This window comes from Schinkia acidoalkalinis (assembly GCF_054301215.1).
This window is the reverse complement of sequence record NZ_CP182573.1, coordinates 1,377,386-1,393,185: the sequence shown is the minus strand read 5'-3', so window position 1 is coordinate 1,393,185 and position 15,800 is coordinate 1,377,386. Positions and strand designations below refer to the sequence as shown.

Annotated in this window: 21 protein-coding genes and 1 other annotated feature; of the genes, 10 read left to right on the top strand and 11 right to left on the bottom strand. The window is 38.7% G+C overall.

What is annotated here, in order from left to right:
* Positions 1-5 precede the first annotated feature (5 nt).
* A complete protein-coding gene (locus tag ACNQFZ_RS07340) occupies positions 6-1,628 on the bottom strand; it encodes a multicopper oxidase family protein (protein WP_458414650.1) in 1,623 nt (540 codons plus the stop codon).
* A gap of 303 nt (positions 1,629-1,931) precedes the next feature.
* The gene (locus ACNQFZ_RS07335) at positions 1,932-2,363 is read right to left on the bottom strand and encodes a MarR family transcriptional regulator (RefSeq protein ID WP_458415338.1); all 432 of its coding nucleotides are present in this window, start codon (positions 2,361-2,363) and stop codon (positions 1,932-1,934) included.
* A gap of 140 nt (positions 2,364-2,503) precedes the next feature.
* Here ACNQFZ_RS07335 and ACNQFZ_RS07330 point away from each other — a divergent pair, with 140 nt between their 5' ends.
* From ACNQFZ_RS07330 to ACNQFZ_RS07320, 3 genes are read left to right on the top strand one after another with little or no spacing between them, the layout of a single operon-like run.
* Positions 2,504-3,001 carry a CarD family transcriptional regulator gene (locus tag ACNQFZ_RS07330; protein WP_458414649.1) on the top strand — a complete coding sequence of 166 codons (498 nt, stop codon included), beginning with the start codon at positions 2,504-2,506 and terminating at the stop codon, positions 2,999-3,001.
* A gap of 49 nt (positions 3,002-3,050) precedes the next feature.
* Entirely contained in the window at positions 3,051-3,440 is a 390-nt protein-coding gene (locus tag ACNQFZ_RS07325; protein ID WP_458414648.1) for a hypothetical protein, read from the top strand.
* Between the two features lie 50 nt (positions 3,441-3,490).
* The gene (locus ACNQFZ_RS07320; protein WP_458414647.1) at positions 3,491-4,114 is read left to right on the top strand and encodes a fumarylacetoacetate hydrolase family protein; all 624 of its coding nucleotides are present in this window, start codon (positions 3,491-3,493) and stop codon (positions 4,112-4,114) included.
* 90 nt (positions 4,115-4,204) lie between these two features.
* Here the strand turns inward: ACNQFZ_RS07320 and ACNQFZ_RS07315 are convergent, their stop codons facing one another.
* The 8 genes from ACNQFZ_RS07315 to ACNQFZ_RS07280 form a co-directional block, all read right to left on the bottom strand.
* Positions 4,205-5,071, bottom strand: coding sequence for a DMT family transporter (locus tag ACNQFZ_RS07315; RefSeq protein WP_458414646.1), 867 nt, complete (start codon positions 5,069-5,071; stop codon positions 4,205-4,207).
* Positions 5,072-5,184: 113 nt separating this feature from the next.
* Positions 5,185-6,423 carry a serine/threonine transporter SstT gene (gene sstT, locus ACNQFZ_RS07310; protein WP_458414645.1) on the bottom strand — a complete coding sequence of 413 codons (1,239 nt, stop codon included), beginning with the start codon at positions 6,421-6,423 and terminating at the stop codon, positions 5,185-5,187.
* 238 nt (positions 6,424-6,661) lie between these two features.
* Positions 6,662-7,870: an MFS transporter gene (locus ACNQFZ_RS07305; protein ID WP_458414644.1), complete on the bottom strand. Its 1,209-nt coding sequence runs from the start codon at positions 7,868-7,870 to the stop codon at positions 6,662-6,664.
* A complete protein-coding gene (locus ACNQFZ_RS07300; RefSeq protein WP_458414643.1) occupies positions 7,863-8,288 on the bottom strand; it encodes a MarR family winged helix-turn-helix transcriptional regulator in 426 nt (141 codons plus the stop codon). The genes ACNQFZ_RS07305 and ACNQFZ_RS07300 overlap by 8 nt, the downstream gene beginning before the upstream one ends.
* A gap of 132 nt (positions 8,289-8,420) precedes the next feature.
* Positions 8,421-8,657: a hypothetical protein gene (locus ACNQFZ_RS07295; protein WP_458414642.1), complete on the bottom strand. Its 237-nt coding sequence runs from the start codon at positions 8,655-8,657 to the stop codon at positions 8,421-8,423.
* A gap of 24 nt (positions 8,658-8,681) precedes the next feature.
* Positions 8,682-8,915 carry a hypothetical protein gene (locus ACNQFZ_RS07290; protein WP_458414641.1) on the bottom strand — a complete coding sequence of 78 codons (234 nt, stop codon included), beginning with the start codon at positions 8,913-8,915 and terminating at the stop codon, positions 8,682-8,684.
* Positions 8,916-8,926: 11 nt separating this feature from the next.
* Positions 8,927-9,184: a hypothetical protein gene (locus tag ACNQFZ_RS07285; protein ID WP_458414640.1), complete on the bottom strand. Its 258-nt coding sequence runs from the start codon at positions 9,182-9,184 to the stop codon at positions 8,927-8,929.
* A gap of 21 nt (positions 9,185-9,205) precedes the next feature.
* Entirely contained in the window at positions 9,206-9,433 is a 228-nt protein-coding gene (locus ACNQFZ_RS07280; protein WP_458414639.1) for a hypothetical protein, read from the bottom strand.
* A 242-nt stretch (positions 9,434-9,675) separates the two neighbouring features.
* Between ACNQFZ_RS07280 and ACNQFZ_RS07275 the strand changes: the two genes are divergently transcribed.
* The 7 genes from ACNQFZ_RS07275 to ACNQFZ_RS07245 all read left to right on the top strand — a co-directional run bounded on the left by ACNQFZ_RS07275 (position 9,676) and on the right by ACNQFZ_RS07245 (position 15,215).
* Positions 9,676-10,158, top strand: a complete 483-nt coding sequence (locus ACNQFZ_RS07275) for an Hsp20/alpha crystallin family protein (protein ID WP_458414638.1) — start codon at positions 9,676-9,678, stop codon at positions 10,156-10,158.
* 23 nt (positions 10,159-10,181) lie between these two features.
* A complete protein-coding gene (locus ACNQFZ_RS07270) occupies positions 10,182-10,991 on the top strand; it encodes a hypothetical protein (RefSeq protein WP_458414637.1) in 810 nt (269 codons plus the stop codon).
* A gap of 25 nt (positions 10,992-11,016) precedes the next feature.
* Positions 11,017-11,322: a hypothetical protein gene (locus ACNQFZ_RS07265; protein ID WP_458414636.1), complete on the top strand. Its 306-nt coding sequence runs from the start codon at positions 11,017-11,019 to the stop codon at positions 11,320-11,322.
* Between the two features lie 83 nt (positions 11,323-11,405).
* Complete coding sequence (locus tag ACNQFZ_RS07260; protein WP_458414635.1) at positions 11,406-12,596, top strand: MalY/PatB family protein; 1,191 nt, start codon at positions 11,406-11,408, stop codon at positions 12,594-12,596.
* An 85-nt stretch (positions 12,597-12,681) separates the two neighbouring features.
* Positions 12,682-12,925: a binding site (T-box leader), on the top strand.
* Positions 12,926-12,990: 65 nt separating this feature from the next.
* A complete protein-coding gene (gene trpB / locus ACNQFZ_RS07255) occupies positions 12,991-14,175 on the top strand; it encodes a tryptophan synthase subunit beta (RefSeq protein ID WP_458414634.1) in 1,185 nt (394 codons plus the stop codon).
* Positions 14,168-14,938 carry a tryptophan synthase subunit alpha gene (trpA, locus tag ACNQFZ_RS07250; protein ID WP_458414633.1) on the top strand — a complete coding sequence of 257 codons (771 nt, stop codon included), beginning with the start codon at positions 14,168-14,170 and terminating at the stop codon, positions 14,936-14,938. The genes trpB and trpA overlap by 8 nt, the downstream gene beginning before the upstream one ends.
* A 133-nt stretch (positions 14,939-15,071) precedes the next feature.
* Positions 15,072-15,215: a hypothetical protein gene (locus tag ACNQFZ_RS07245; RefSeq protein ID WP_458414632.1), complete on the top strand. Its 144-nt coding sequence runs from the start codon at positions 15,072-15,074 to the stop codon at positions 15,213-15,215.
* A gap of 299 nt (positions 15,216-15,514) precedes the next feature.
* On the opposite strand, the gene qoxD is transcribed toward ACNQFZ_RS07245, so the two are convergent.
* Positions 15,515-15,799, bottom strand: coding sequence for a cytochrome aa3 quinol oxidase subunit IV (gene qoxD, locus ACNQFZ_RS07240; RefSeq protein WP_458415337.1), 285 nt, complete (start codon positions 15,797-15,799; stop codon positions 15,515-15,517).
* Position 15,800: the final 1 nt, after the last annotated feature.

The window sequence follows — 15,800 nt, the reverse complement described above, 5'->3', positions numbered from 1 at the left end:
TTTTTTTAGTCATCATTACAATCAAAGCATTGATTAAAAGCATCATTGGAACTTTCTCCAGGGATTACTTCAGAAGGATTAAAATTTGGATTGTCGAGTACCTCGTATGATCTCATCATATCATGGTCCTCATGTTCAAGGATATGACAATGCCATGGATAGACTCCTTTAAATGGTCCAAAGCGTGCAATAATACGTGTAACCTCTCCACGATTAGCCCGAACTGTATCTTTCCAACCCATTTCATTTGGATCTGGGTCCACTGATTGACCAATATCAACAATATTACCATTTTCATCTACAGTTATTGTAGCGCGATTAAGAATCTGGAATTGAACAAGGTGTAAATGAATGGGGTGGGTATCTTCTGTCAAATTGTAAAGTTCCCAGACTTCAATGGTACCATTGTACGGCGTTTCTGTAATTGGCAAGTCCTCCCACTCCATGTTATTTAAGAGAAGCAGCAAACGGCCAAATTCATCTTTGCTTTCTACAAGAGTGTTTTTCCTAACCGGAGCACCATTTTGTTCAAGTTTTTCGATGCAACTTAATTTTTTTGGAATTTTGCTTTTTTCAGAGTGAGAGTTCTTTTTACTAACACGAAATTCCATGATTTGTGTTAGGTCATCAGAAGGAGGCTCACCGCCGGGAAATGGGGATGGTGCGTCATTGGTTAAGATGATTTTCTCTCCAGCATGTTTTGAAAAATCGATAATAACATCAGCTCTCTCGGCTGGAGCTAACAAAAGATCTGAAATTGTTACCGGTTTTTCTAATAGGCCGCCATCTGTGCCAATTTGAACAAATTTTTGGCCTGAACTCAAACGCATTCGGTAAAAACGGGAATTGGATCCGTTTACAATCCGAAAACGGTATTTGCTTGGTTTAACTTCGAGAAAAGGCCACACTTTTCCATTTACAAGAATCGTATCCCCAAAAAACTCTGGAACAACCGAAGGATTTGGTATTTGTGAAGATGCTCGGTCAGTCTGAGAGGGATAAAATAATTCACCATGACGTTTGCCGTTTAGATAGAATGACCGATCTTGGATAAGCAATGGGATTTCATATTCACCATTTGGGAGCTTCAACTTTTTCTCTTCTTCATCTCTAATGAGGTAAAGACCTGCTAAACCTGCATAAACATTTAAGCGCGTAATCCCAATTGCATGATCGTGATACCAAAGTGTTGTTGGGCGTTGACAGTTTGGGTAGTAGTAGACCTCATGTACGAATTTGCTTCCTACGTTTTTAAAATCTTTCGTAAACCATGCCTCTGGATAACCATCATTTTCTGGTCGAACACGTCCTCCGTGTAAATGGACAACAGTTCTGACAGAAGGTGAGTTAGGATGTGAACCATGTAAGGTTCGGTCGATTGGCAGTAAATGTTCATATGGCAGCTGGTTATCCCACTTTACTAGAATAGGCTCATTTCTGTTAACATCAAATGTTGGCCCAGGATACATGCCATTGTAGCACCAGACGGTAGTTGGGGGTAAATCGCGGTGTAATTTTTGCTGAATTTCTTCCATTGTTACCTCGTAATAAGGGATGCCATTTTGTTTTCCTTTTGGCTTCATAACGCTTGGTATCGGCAACGCATCGACAAATTTTTTTAAACTCATCACATCACTCCTTAGTAAAAAATATTTTACATTATAGTTATATGAAGACATGCAAAAAAGGTATGGTTCAATGGACAAAGATAAAAATGGAATTTAAAACACAAATGAACTGACGCGACTATATATGCAAAAAAGGAAGTTTGCTAGGATGCTTGTTGCTAAAACACAAAATGGAAGCAGACAACTCTATCTGCTTCCATCGAAATATAAGAATAGTCCCAAATATATGAAGTGGAAAAAATTAGGTAAACGGAAGAACCGTCCCCGTGTTTTTCCCGTGTTTTTTATTTATTCTCTCTATTTTTACTCCAACCCCCAATCTGATTTTAGAATTTCTTTAAGTATATTAAAATGTTCGAGACCAATTTTTTCGATAATCTTTTTCTCAATGCTTGCCTTAAAAGTTAGGTTTTCTTGGTAGCACATTTCACCCAATTCCGTTAACTGAACACATTTGTCTTTTTTATTATTTTCTAGGCTACTAACCTTGAGTAGTCCCTTTTTTTCAAGACTTTTTATGAATTTATGGGTTGCCTGTCGAGAAATGTCTACATGCTTTGAAACATACGAAATTGTAGGCTGTTTATTATAAATTCTTGCCATAATAAACCATTCTGTATTTGAAATATAAATATCACTGTTAGCGTTCCAATGTCTCTCAATCATACCGCGAAGTTGAACATGACGCTCGCTTAACAAGTCAATTAAATCTAGGTTTTTAAAAATAGACTCCATCATTTCACTCCATTCATTCTTCTCGCCCATAATATATAAAATCTTGGCTAAGATGTCAACTTAATTGACAAAATAACAAATCGGATGTAAAATAGAATTAGTCAATTTAGTTGACAATTAGACGAATAGGAGTAGAGACTATGTTTAATGTAGGGGATTTGGTCACCTATTCAGCACATGGTATTTGTCGAATAGATGATATATGTGCAATGACATATTCTGGAGTTACAAGAACCTATTATGTAATGCATCCAATTGAAGATAACCAGTTAACCATCCAGTGTCCAACAGACAATAAGCAGGCGGTCATGCTAGAAATGATGAATCAGGATGAAGCGGAGGAAATTCTTAATTCATTCAAATTACCTGGTATAGGGTGGATAGAAAAAGTCTCTGACCGAAAACGAATGTACAACGATCTGATTAAATCTGGAAACCGTGAGGACATTGCAAAGGTCCTTAATACGTTGATGCGCAGGAAGTCTAAGGTTGAAAGCAATGGGAAGAAGCTGGGAGAGGCTGATCGTAGAATATTATCTTTTGTTCAAAGTACTTTGTTCAAAGAATTGGCATTTTCACTAAACTCGACATTTGAAAAAGTAGAAAGAAAAGTTAAGAATTTGATACAACAAAATTAATTATATAATTTTGCAAATCCTGGCGATAAGAAGAAATGGAGAATATCGTATGATTGAAAAACTGTATTTAATCTACAATCCGCTAAACGCCTCTACTGAATGGGTTTCAGAAAGAGAGTTTAAAATTGGCTGCGAAAAGTTAAAACGTGTGTTTGGGGTTCTGTATCTTGAAGATGTTAAAATTATGCTGCATTATAATACGCAGCTGAAGGAAGCTATTATGAAAGAATACAACATAACAGAGGAAAAAATCTCTCTTCATCATGTATGTCGTTTGATAAGTAAGGATGAACTGACGGAACTTATTAAAAGAGAATCAATAGACATATCCCACAACGAAAATCCACTTTACCCAGAAAGAATAGAAATTAAAGATGGTTATTTTATTTGGAATCAGGAAAAAGGATGTTATGATAAAGCAGTAGTGGTAACGAAGTGATTACGCTCGAACTATTAACAGCTGATTTATCATAATAGGAGGAACTCTCAATGGAAATAAGAAATATATTTTGTGTTGGTCGAAATTATGTACAGCATGCTAAAGAGTTAAATAATGAGGTTCCCTCATCTCCTTTTTTATTTATGAAGCCAACCCATTCCCTTGTATTAGCAAACTCTTCCCAGATAAATCTTCCGAGGAATCGTGGTGCTGTTCATTATGAAACAGAATTGGTTATTCGGATGGGGAGGGACTACGAAAAGGGGATAAAAGTAGATGAAATGGTAGACGGTTTGGCTATTGGTATTGACTTTACATTGCGGGAAGTACAGGGCGAATTAAAGAAAAAGGGTTTACCTTGGCTACTAGCAAAGGGGTTTCAAAATTCCGCTGTGTTAAGTGATTGGACTTCCTTTCCAGGGTTTGAAAATTGTAAGAAGGTAGATTTTTCTCTATTAAAGAATGGCAAGCAAGCCCAAGTAGGTAATATTAATAATATGCTTTTTGATCTTCAAACCATAATAGATTTTACTGCGGAAAACTTCGGACTTGGAGAAGGGGATATTATCTTTACTGGTACGCCTGAAGGCGTTGGGCAGGCTGCTGATGGGGATCACTTTTCTTTATTATGGGGTGAACAAGCGTTAGGAGAATTTACGGTTAGGCTATCCTAACTATGCGATGAGGTAGAGGCAGAGAGATATTCTTTCTTCTACCTCTTTTGATTTTTTTGGCAAATATTAGGTAAACAGAAAGAACCGTCCCTAGTGTTTCAAAAATAACCCTAGACCAAATAAAATAAGTAAAATTCCAATCCCCTGTTGGAGGGTAATCACTTCACCCAATATGAAGTAAGCAAGGATACATGTTCCAATCGTTTCACCAAGGATGCTCATCGAGATAACCGAGCTACTGATCCATTTTAAGAGCCAATTGAAAATGGTCTGTCCTAAAATCGTTGCAACGAATGCGATTCCGAAGAATGCCCACCATGTATTTGTAGAGTAACCGAGAAACGACTGTCGTTGTATAAGTGCATATACGGCCAAAAATACCGTACTACTTCCATAGCCAACCACTGAATAGGGGACAAGTGATAAACTTTTGCGCACAGATTGCCCGATTAAAAAGTAGCTTGCTATGATACCAGCAGCAATAAATGCTAAAATATCTCCCAAAAGAGCCATGCCACTTATTTGGAAATCACCCCAGCCGATTAGAAAGGATCCCAAAATAGCTAGAAAGCAACCGAATAAGGCACCTTTAGAAAATCGTTCCTTATATAAAAAATAGCCGCCAGCCATCGTGAATAACGGCTGTAAAGTTACGATAACCGTTGAACTGGCAACAGATGTAAAGCGTAATGATTCAAACCATAATACATAATGAATGGATAAAAATAAACCAGACAGCAGACCTAACCCCCATTGTTTTTTAGATAAACTAAAAAGCTCATACCGTAACTCTCTATTCACAATTAAAAAAGGCAGCAAGATTAGGGTTGCGAAAAACAAGCGATAAAATGCAGTAATCGCCGATGGGGCATCCGCTAATTTAACAAAAATGGCTGAGGTTGATAAAGCCAATACACCAAAGAAAAGCGCGATGTATGAGAATAAAGACCCTTTCATGATGAACACCCCTTATATGTATAGCTAGATTAAAAAGACAAACCCACTACAAATCTTAGATTTGTGAATGGGTTTGTCCACAGTTTTCCTGTATGAAATATTGAAAAGGAACTTTACACTACTTCCTTCATTGGAATCTCTTTTCCTTCTTTCCGTCGCTTCGCAAATTCCGCAGTTGCTGTAAAAAGTACGTCAGAAGATGAGTTTAGCGCTGTTTCACAGGAGTCTTGTACAACGCCGATGATGAATCCGACACCAACAACCTGCATGGCGACGTCATTCGAAATTCCGAATAAACTACATGCCAGCGGAATTAATAAGAGTGATCCCCCGGCAACGCCTGAGGCACCCGCTGCAGAAATAGCTGATAGAACACTAAGAATAAGGGCAGTAGCAATATCCACTTTAATATCAAGCGTGTGAACTGCTGCAAGCGTTAAGACAGAAATAGTTACAGCCGCGCCAGCCATATTGATGGTAGCACCTAATGGGATTGAAACTGAATACGTATCTTTGTCCAATTTTAATTTTTCACATAAACTCATATTGACCGGAATGTTTGCAGCGGAGCTGCGGGTGAAAAATGCGGTAATCCCACTTTCCCTTAAACATCTAAGTACAAGCGGATATGGATTTTTACGAATATTAAAGAATACGATAATTGGATTCATTACAAGGGCTACAAACAACATACAGCCGACTAAAACCATCAACAATTTTCCGTAATCAACTAAAGCTGAAAGACCATTTGTAGCGATGGCATCATAAACAAGTCCCATGATTCCTAATGGAGCCAAATTAATAACCCATTTCACTGCAGTAGCGATGGCATCTGAAAAATTAGCAAGCATATTTTTCGTAGAATCAGATGCACCTTTCAAAGCAATACCAAGCACAACTGCCCATGTTAGAATACCAATATAATTTGCCTTTAATAAAGCATCGACTGGATTTGATACGATATTAAATAGCAATGCCTTAAGCACTTCGATTATACCGCCAGGAGGAGTCAGATCTCCAGCACCTGTTCCAAGTGATAAGCTTACTGGAAAAATGAAGCTAGCGACAACGCCCACAAATCCAGCTAGAAATGTGCCAATACCGTATAGGACGAGAATAGACTTCATATTTGTTTGCTGTCCACTTTTATGTTGTGAGATCGCAGACATTACTAAGAATAAAACTAATATAGGTGCAACTGCCTTTAAAGCACCAACAAATAAGGAACCAAAAATAGAAACCCATTTTGTTGCAGTAGGAATCGTAACAGCAAAGATAATACCAATAATCATACCAACAAGGATGCGTTTAACAAGGCTTATTTGGTTCCACTTAAGAATGAAATTTTTCACATAGTTCCCCCCGATTATTATGATGAGCAAAATAAGAGAATATAGCTGAATAGCTATATTGAGGCAGTTTATTACGTTTATTATATGTTACAGATTTAAGTTTATCATGAATATTATTAATTGTGAATTATTTTAAAATAAGAATATTTTTACATGAAAATATAGTAAAATAGTAAGTATAAAAAAGAAGGGACAGTCACTTTGCTTTAAAAGAGACTGTCCCAATCTATAAAAACGATTACGTTTCTTTTAACTCCATTGCACCTGTCATTTTTTTGTCCTTTCGGCCGTGCAAGAAGAAGTATAGGATAAAGCAAACGAAAAGCACGATGGACATGCCCATGTACATACCGCGGTAGCCAATTGTCGGTACAAGCAGACCTAATAAAAATGGTCCGAAGCCGATTCCTGCATCTAAAAAGATAAAATAGGTTGAAGTTGCGAGGCCCATGCGATCCTTTGGTGATACTTTAATTGAAAGTGCTTGGGCACTGGCGGAAAATGTTCCATATCCTAGACCGACAAGTGCCCCGGCTAATAACAGGGCCAATCCATGATGTGCGGCACTTAGAACGTATAAACCGATAGCAAATACTATGAAAGCCGGATACATCACCCAGTCTTCGCCTTTCACATCAAATAAGCGTCCGGTAAAAGGTCTAGAAGTAGTTGAAAAGACGGCATAGACAACAAAGAAGAAGCTGCCGACATCAACCAAGTGAATTTCGCGTGTATAGGTTGTAATAAAGGTTAAAATGCTTGAATATCCAAAGGCTACGAAGAAAGCAATAATTGAAATTGGGATTGCTTTTTTCTCGAAGAAATTGGTAAGCGAAAATCCTTTCCTGCTTCCTTTTTCGGGATGCTTTTTTGTGATTGTTACTGCAGGCACCTTTAAAAAGAAAATGGCTACAAAGCTACATGCCAACAAAATTAAACATAGTACGAAATTCATCATAATTCCAGTATGCTGAGTTAAAAACATGCCTAAGAATGGACCGACTGCTGCTGCAAGCACAACACTTAAAGCGTAATAGCCTGTTCCTTCGCCGCGCCGTTCACTTGGAATGATTTTCGCGACAATCGTCCCTGTAGCGGTGGAGGCAACCCCCAGAGCTGCACCATTTAAAAAGCGGTTGACGAGCAGAAACGATAGATTGTTTACAGCAAAGTAAATCCCTGTTGTTATTAAAAAGAAAATAAAGCCAATATAAAGCATCCGTTTCCAACCAACTTGGTCAATCGTTCTTCCAGAAAAAAGTCGGGCAATCAATGTCCCAACAACAAATATACCGGAGGCAAGGCCAGCTTCACTAGGTGTTGCATTAAATTTTTCAGTAGCAAATATCGTCGTAGCTACCATTAATAAGTAAAAAGTAAAGTAAAGAAAAAAGTTAGCGATTGAAACAATAAAAAAGTCTTTCGTCCAAAGTTGAACCTTATTCATATGATCTCCCATCCAAAATATTTTTTTTGATTTTAGGAAGTACTTCAAATGTTGCTATTTGTTCTTCCATCGGAATTCCTTTCATAACACTGTACTCCAATTCCGTTATCTTTTGCCGACATGCTTGGTAAATTTCTTCCCCTTTATTTGTTAACTGGATGAGCTTTTCACGCTTGTCCCGTCCAGGTATTTCCTCGACAATATTCATTTCCTCCAAACGGTGAACTCTCCTCGTAATTGATGGTTTTTCAACGTTGTAATAATTTGAAATATCAACGAGAACAGATGGACCGTTATTTTTTATATAAAAAATAACCTCCCACAAAGAGTAGGATAGCTCATATTGGCTAAGAAGCTCATTTAGTTCAGTTATAATAGGGCGATATAGTGTTATAAAGCGCTGAAAGAATCCTTGCATTTTAAACCTCCTAAAATTAAATAGTTACCCTCGGTAACTATTGATAAAATTTACTATACTCTCTTTATGAAATATGTCAATAAAAAATGGAGGCTAAACTTCCAAAAGTTGGCCTCCACAAATTTGCTGTTTTTAAACAACACTATTTTTAACCGCATTCGATTCACTTGCATCAGGATCAATAACAGCAGCAGTTGGGATATTAATTGGGGACAAGTCACCGTTTTGTTCCCCAAATGCCTGATTCCGCTTATATGTTACTAATTGGTCGATCAATTGAAAAGGACCCATATTGGCCACTGCTCCATTATCAATTGTGTTAATTTTAAATCCCAGGACATTAATCGCCATCGGCGAAAGAAAAACCATGTAATCACCCCTTTCTTAATGAAGCTATAAGAAACTGTTTTTGATCGTCGGATTGTCTAGTAAATCCGTATCTGTGACCCAGGAAATGGACAGAGAGTAGGCACAAAAATCTCCATTCATTTCTCCGATTCCTTGATTTCGCTTATACGACACAAGTTGGTCTAAGTGTTGACTCGGCCCAAGATTGGTGACTGCTCCATTATCAATTGAATTGATTTTAAAGCCAAGAAGGTTAAGTGAAACGGGTGCAAACAACATCTTTTTACTCCTTAAAGGGCAGGCGGCAGATTCGTTGATTCAAAAGCACTATTAGAATCAAGCTGATCGCGATCATCCACAGCACTCCTCGTACCGAAGAAATTACTTCCATCTCCCATATTTTGCCCTAAGCCCATATTTTTTTTATCGGAATTGTGCCATTCGGCTAGCAGGTTTTGACCAACATTGATGGCTGATGCGTTTTCAAAGGAGTTAACTTTAATAATATTAATATTTATATTAATGTAAGGCACTGGACCAACGACCATTTTAATCCTCCTAACGATACCTCATTTGCTTTTCACTACAATGGAATCCACGATTTCGTCATCCATTGTAAAGGAAACGGAAGAAACTCTTGTTACACCATCGGCATGCTGTTGACCAAACCCCTGGTTTTTCTTGGCGTTTGCATTTCTGTTTTGTTTGATTGTGGAACTAAAAGAAACGGCACTTAAATGATCAACATTATTGATCTTCATATCTTTGATATTTATATTGGTTGGTAAAAAGAACATCTTTCTTCTCCTTCCTTCCATTTTTGCATTAGATTGTATTTAAAGATATGACTAGTAAGTAATTTATATGTGTAAACCCGCCAAGATAGTATACTGAACAAGCTTTTTATATGAAAACTTTTTGTCGATTGAGGCCCATTTTTGGAATTAAAGGCTTTTTTCAATAATAAATGAATAAACATAGTATATGGTGACAATATTGGTTTATTTGTCATGGTGAACACCGTAGGGAGGTTCTATTTATGGATATGGATAAGTTGTTACAGTGGATGGAGTTGGCAAAGAAATATCAAGCAAGCAATTTTTGGAGTGATATCTTTGATCAGGCCCCTTTTGACGAGTTCATGAGAAATAATGACACTGCAGAAGCGGAGCCTGGTGAGCCTCCACTTGGTAATAATTTGACGCGTGGAGGAAAGTTTCCACCGACAGATATCTACGTTACAGATGAGGAAGTCTTAGTGATTGCCAATTTAGCAGGTTATATGAAAGAAGAGATTGAATTGTCAGTCTCAGGTACTAAATTGTTAATAAAAGGAAGTAATAATCGGGTGCTGCCAGGGGAGCCGGTTCAGCAGGAACGGTTTCACGGCACCTTTGAAAGAATCATTCAGCTTCCAGAGCCTACCTATCCAGATCAAATAAGGGCGAAATTTAATAATGGTCTTCTTTTAGTGACGTACAAACGCCAATTTAAGAATGAACAATATGTACCGATTGATTAAAACAAAAATTAAGGGGATTTTTTATGCTTTTTAAAGGATTTAATCAAAATAACCCAGAAGAATATAATGCAATCAACAAGAATGAATTTGAAAAACAAATGTTAAGAATCAATGCACTTGAGGTTCATATAAAGAAATTGTTGGAATTTGAAAAACAGTTTCGGCTTCGAATGTATAAAGATGAAAATAAAAACATGTCTCCTGGTGTGTGCGAGGAAGAAGTACGATCAATTGTAGATCGGATGCTTTCTGAGAAAATGGCTCACCATTTTGAAAATGAAAAAAGAATGCAAGCAAAAATAATCACATTAGAAAGTCAGATTTTGAGCCTAACGAAAGGAACCTATTTAACAGAGAATTCAAGTGTCGAAGTGGCAGCCATAGAGATGAATAACAGGCTAAGTGCTCTGGAGGAAAAATACGCTGCGATAACTGAGACACAGGCTGAGCTTATGAAACGAGTAGACGAGCTTATGGAAAATCCGGTGGAGCCAACAGTGGGAAAGGAATCCAATTTGCACTGCTTGTATATAGATAAACTATATTTGGATAAATATGAACAAAACAATAATTTTGCCCAGCTTGGCATTAAAGAGTTAAGCGGAGCCCTTAATATCGGTGCAACCTATGGGAGTGTCGATATCCCGAAGGAGGTCAATGAACAGGCAAAGGACGAAATGGCAAAGCTAAAGGCTGAAATGGAAAAAGTGAAAAAAACTGCAATAAATCCAGATCCAGCAGAAGAAGACCAAAATAATGAAGCATCTGCTGAAGGTAATACTGATGGGGATGACGAAATGCCTTTTACCGACATTATGATTGATGAAGACTAACAAATATATAAGAGAAGGTGAGTGTATGGCTTCAAAGAAAAGTATGGATCATACAGTGTACTATGTGAGTGGCATAACTTTGTTACTAGGAATAGTATTGCTGTCTGCGGGAATTAATGAAGGCGTTAAACTTTTAGTGCCGATTGGTATTGGAACGATCATTGCTGCTGGGTTTATTTTTCTAATCGGGATCTTTTTCATTGCTACGGAGGAAATGTTGAAATTAAGGGATCGAGGGGTTATGGAGGCACCGATGATGAAAGTGAGGGGAATGGGGGCAACCCGTCCACGTTCAAAAAGAAAGCGCTCACATCTCTATTGTATTAAGTGAAGTTGTCTTGTTTTAAAATAAGGCCAAATTGAGTTATGATTGTAAGCATGAACATACTCTTAACAGATGGAGAGTGAGTCGATATGAAATACAATTTTGATGAAATTGTCAATCGCCGAAATACATACTCCCTGAAATGGGATGGCGGTGAGTATATTAAAAAGATGGGAATTACGGATCGATATGATGAAGAGACCCTGCCGTTATTTACGGCAGACATGGATTTGCCTATTCCCCAACCTGTCATTGATGCACTGCATAAAACAGTGGACCAGCGAATCTTTGGGTATTCTGTTTTTCCAGACGAGTATTATGAAGCGATACAAGGGTGGTTTAAAAGAAGGCATGACTGGGATATTAAAAGGGAAGAAATAGTCTATAGTCCGGGGACTGTGCATGCTTTAAATATGGCAGTAAGAGCCTTTACCCAGCCTGGTGATGGGGTTATCATTCAACGCCCTGTTTATCCGCCCTTTACAAGGGTTGTTGAAGGCAACGGTAGGCTAGTTAGAAATAATGCGTTACTCTGTGATGAAAATGGCCATTATTCCATTGATTTTGCCGATTTTGAAGCAAAGGCAGAAGAGGAAAATACAAAGTTGTTCATTTTATGCAACCCACATAATCCCACTGGAAGTGTATTCAATACAGAAGAGCTTCAGAAATTATCCGATATTTGTGAGCAACATAATGTCTTAATCATTGCTGATGAAATTCATGGTGATTTAGTAAGATGCAACCAGAAATTTACACCAATTGCGAAGGTTGCTGAAAAGGCTGAGCATATTATCACTTGTACAGCCATCAATAAAACATTTAATGTGGCAGGTCTACATTGTACAAATGTGATTATTCCAAATGAAAAATTACGAAAGTTGTTTATCAATGAAATAGGCATGCAACTAGCCTCACCATTTACAATTACTGCTCTGATTTCCGCCTATAATGAGGGTGAGGAGTGGTTGGAACAACTAAAAGAGTACATTGATGGAACGATGAAATGGGTGGTGGAATTTTTAGCAGAAAGAATGCCAAAAGTGAAGGTGAAAATTCCCGAAGGTACTTATCTGATGTGGATGGATTTTAGCGGGTACGGAATTTCACCGCAAGAAGTTCATGAGCGAATTTATAATCGAGCGAATGTCATTTTGGAAGACGGAAGTATGTTTGGAGCGGAAGGTTTACAGTTTCAAAGAATTTGCATCCCTTCTCCAAGACCCATAATTAAAGAGGCATTTGAAAGGATTGCAAGAGAGTTTGAAGATCTAAAGTAGTGTATGGGTTTACTAAAGCCCATACCTGTATTCCAAATTAAGTATGGACAAGGTCCTAGTTTAAGTGTTAAAATATTCACAAAATAACAAACCGTTGAGCAAGAGTAGTAGGAATAGTGATTTGTACTCAGAGAGCCGCTAGTTGGTGAGAGGCGGTTGCAAAGAATATTCTGAATGGACTTGTGAGGGAAGCCCGAACTCTTTTGAAAGTAGGCGCTTACGGGGACCTGTCCGTTATCAGTAGGATGTATATGATTGTATACAATGATGAGTGGACGTTGATCGTCAATTTGGGTGGTACCGCAGAAGTTAAAGCTTTTGTCCCTTTCTTTATAGAGGGGATGAAGGCTTTTTTTATTTTATTTAATTTTATTTAAAAGGAGATTAAAAGAACATGTCAAAAGGAAGATTTGGAATTCATGGTGGCCAGTACATTCCAGAGACGCTAATGAATGCCGTAATAGAACTTGAGGAAGCGTATAACCATTATAAAAACGACCCTGAGTTTATTGAAGAGATTACTAGTTTGTTAAATAAATATGCAGGAAGGCCATCGCTTCTTTATTTTGCTGAAAAAATGACAAACGACCTTGGCGGGGCAAAAATCTACTTGAAACGGGAGGATTTGAATCATACAGGCTCTCATAAAATTAATAATGTGCTTGGTCAAGTCTTACTTGCAAAAAGGATGGGGAAAACGCGTGTCATTGCTGAAACCGGAGCGGGTCAGCACGGTGTTGCGACAGCAACCGCAGCAGCCTTAATGGGTTTGGAATGTGAAATTTTCATGGGGAAGGAAGATACCGACCGGCAAGCGCTGAATGTGTACCGTATGGAGCTTCTTGGAGCTAAGGTTCATGCGGTTACAAGCGGGACACAGACATTGAAGGATGCTGTAAATGAAACGATGCGTGAGTGGACGCAGCGTGTACATGATACGCACTATGTACTTGGTTCTGTCATGGGTCCACATCCATTTCCAACGATTGTTCGTGATTTTCAAAGTGTAATCAGCCGGGAAATTAAGCAGCAAATACAGGAAACCGAAGGCAGACTTCCTGATGCGGTGCTTGCCTGTGTTGGTGGAGGCAGCAATGCAATGGGTACTTTTTATGAATTTATCGAAGATAAGAGCGTCCGCCTGATTGGCTGTGAAGCTGCAGGGCATGGAGTTCATACTGAAAAGACGGCAGCAACAATCGCAACCGGCACACTCGGTATTTTCCATGGAATGAAATCTTATTTCTGCCAGGATGAATATGGTCAAATTGCGCCTGTATATTCCATTTCAGCGGGGCTTGATTACCCGGGTATAGGTCCTGAGCATGCCAACCTTCATGATATGGGGCGGGCGGAATACGTACCAGTTACCGATGATGAAGCGGTAGAGGCATTTGAATATCTTTCCCGGATGGAAGGAATTATTCCGGCCATTGAAAGTGCCCATGCAGTAGCACATGCGAAAAAACTTGCTCCAACGATGGGGCAGGACCAAATCATGGTTATCTGTTTATCCGGAAGAGGAGATAAGGATGTTGCTGCAATAGCGCGTTATAAAGGAGTGCAAATTTATGAATAAAATACAAGAAGTGTTTGCAAATGGCAAGGCGTTTATTCCATTTATCACAGCTGGTGATCCCTCACTAGAGATTACTGAGCAATTGGTACTCCAAATGGCGGAGGCGGGTGCTGATTTAATTGAGCTTGGCATCCCATTTTCGGATCCGATTGCTGAAGGACCGGTTATCCAAGAAGCTGATATACGCGCTCTAGCAGCCGGGACAACAACGGATAAAATCTTCGATATGATGAAGCGTATCCGAGAAAAAAGCAATGTGCCAATCGCTTTTATGACCTATATAAACCCAATCTTTACTTATGGGCCAGAAAAGTTTATGAAGAACTGCCAAGAGGTCGGAGTAACTGCGGTAATCGTTCCGGATCTGCCATATGAAGAAAAGGAGGAAATCCAATCTTTTTGCGTAAAATATGGTGTTACTTTAATTTCCATGATTGCGCCAACATCAAACGATCGTATTCAGATGATTGCAAGGGAAGCTGAAGGATTCCTTTACTGTGTATCATCAATGGGTGTAACCGGCGTCCGTCAGGAAATCAGCAATGATGTTGGAGGAATGATTAAACTTGTAAAAGAAGTGAAAGACATCCCTTGTGCGATTGGGTTCGGCATTTCAACACCAGAGCAGGCAACAAGAATGGCGGCCTTCGCAGATGGTGTCATTGTCGGCAGTGCTATTGTAAAAATCGTTGCCCAATACGGTTTTGACTGTGTACCACATGTTGCGGAATACGTACGGACTATGAAGAAAGCGATAAGTTGATGTGGTGAATAAAGAATGGGTAGGGTTTGAATTTCAGCCTTACTCATTTTTTTTGAAGCTGTAACAATGGATAAAATGAATCGATAGGAGCAAAATAACTGCTATATGGGATATGACATTAGGAGGTGTTTGTGTGAAGAGGTCTAAAGACATTCGAGAGTCGCATAATGGTGTTACAAGCAATAGCTTAAATAATAAGCGGACAGAAACTGAAATAGAACACCAATCAAAGCAGGTTGAGTATATTAATATATACTGGGACGAGTGGAAGATGTAAAAAGTGGTAGATAACTGGCGGTTATCTATCATCAAATAGGGTGCGATGGCACTTTGGTGGTGATAAACGCAAGATATCTACCATGAAAAGTGACATGAGCCCGCTTTGGTGATGATAAACGCAAATTATCTACCATGAAAAGAGCCACGTCCCCGCTTTGGTGATGATAAACGGGAGTTATCCCCACGAAGGGAGTCACTAGCCGAATTTGGTGATGATATAAGGTGGGTGCCACACCACATAAGGCACCACCTTTACCGCACCAATGGTGAACGCGAATCAGTCCTTCCTTTGAAGTTTTAAATCACACCCCAAACCATGCACAATAACGTACCAAATACTGTCGCGATACCAATTGACAAAGCGTAAAATAAATTTGTATAAATAGCCCCTTTTTCTTTTGATTCACCAGCATGCATAAATACAACCAGCTGTAGGCCTGCCTGGATGAAAGCAGTCATAAGCAATACGGTCATACCTGCAGTGAATGACAGATCCAAATAATAAACTAAAAGCGCAACGGCGGTAAGCACTAAAGAAAAAGCAAAGCCCATCACTTGTTTAGCGGGGAATAATTCTTTTATC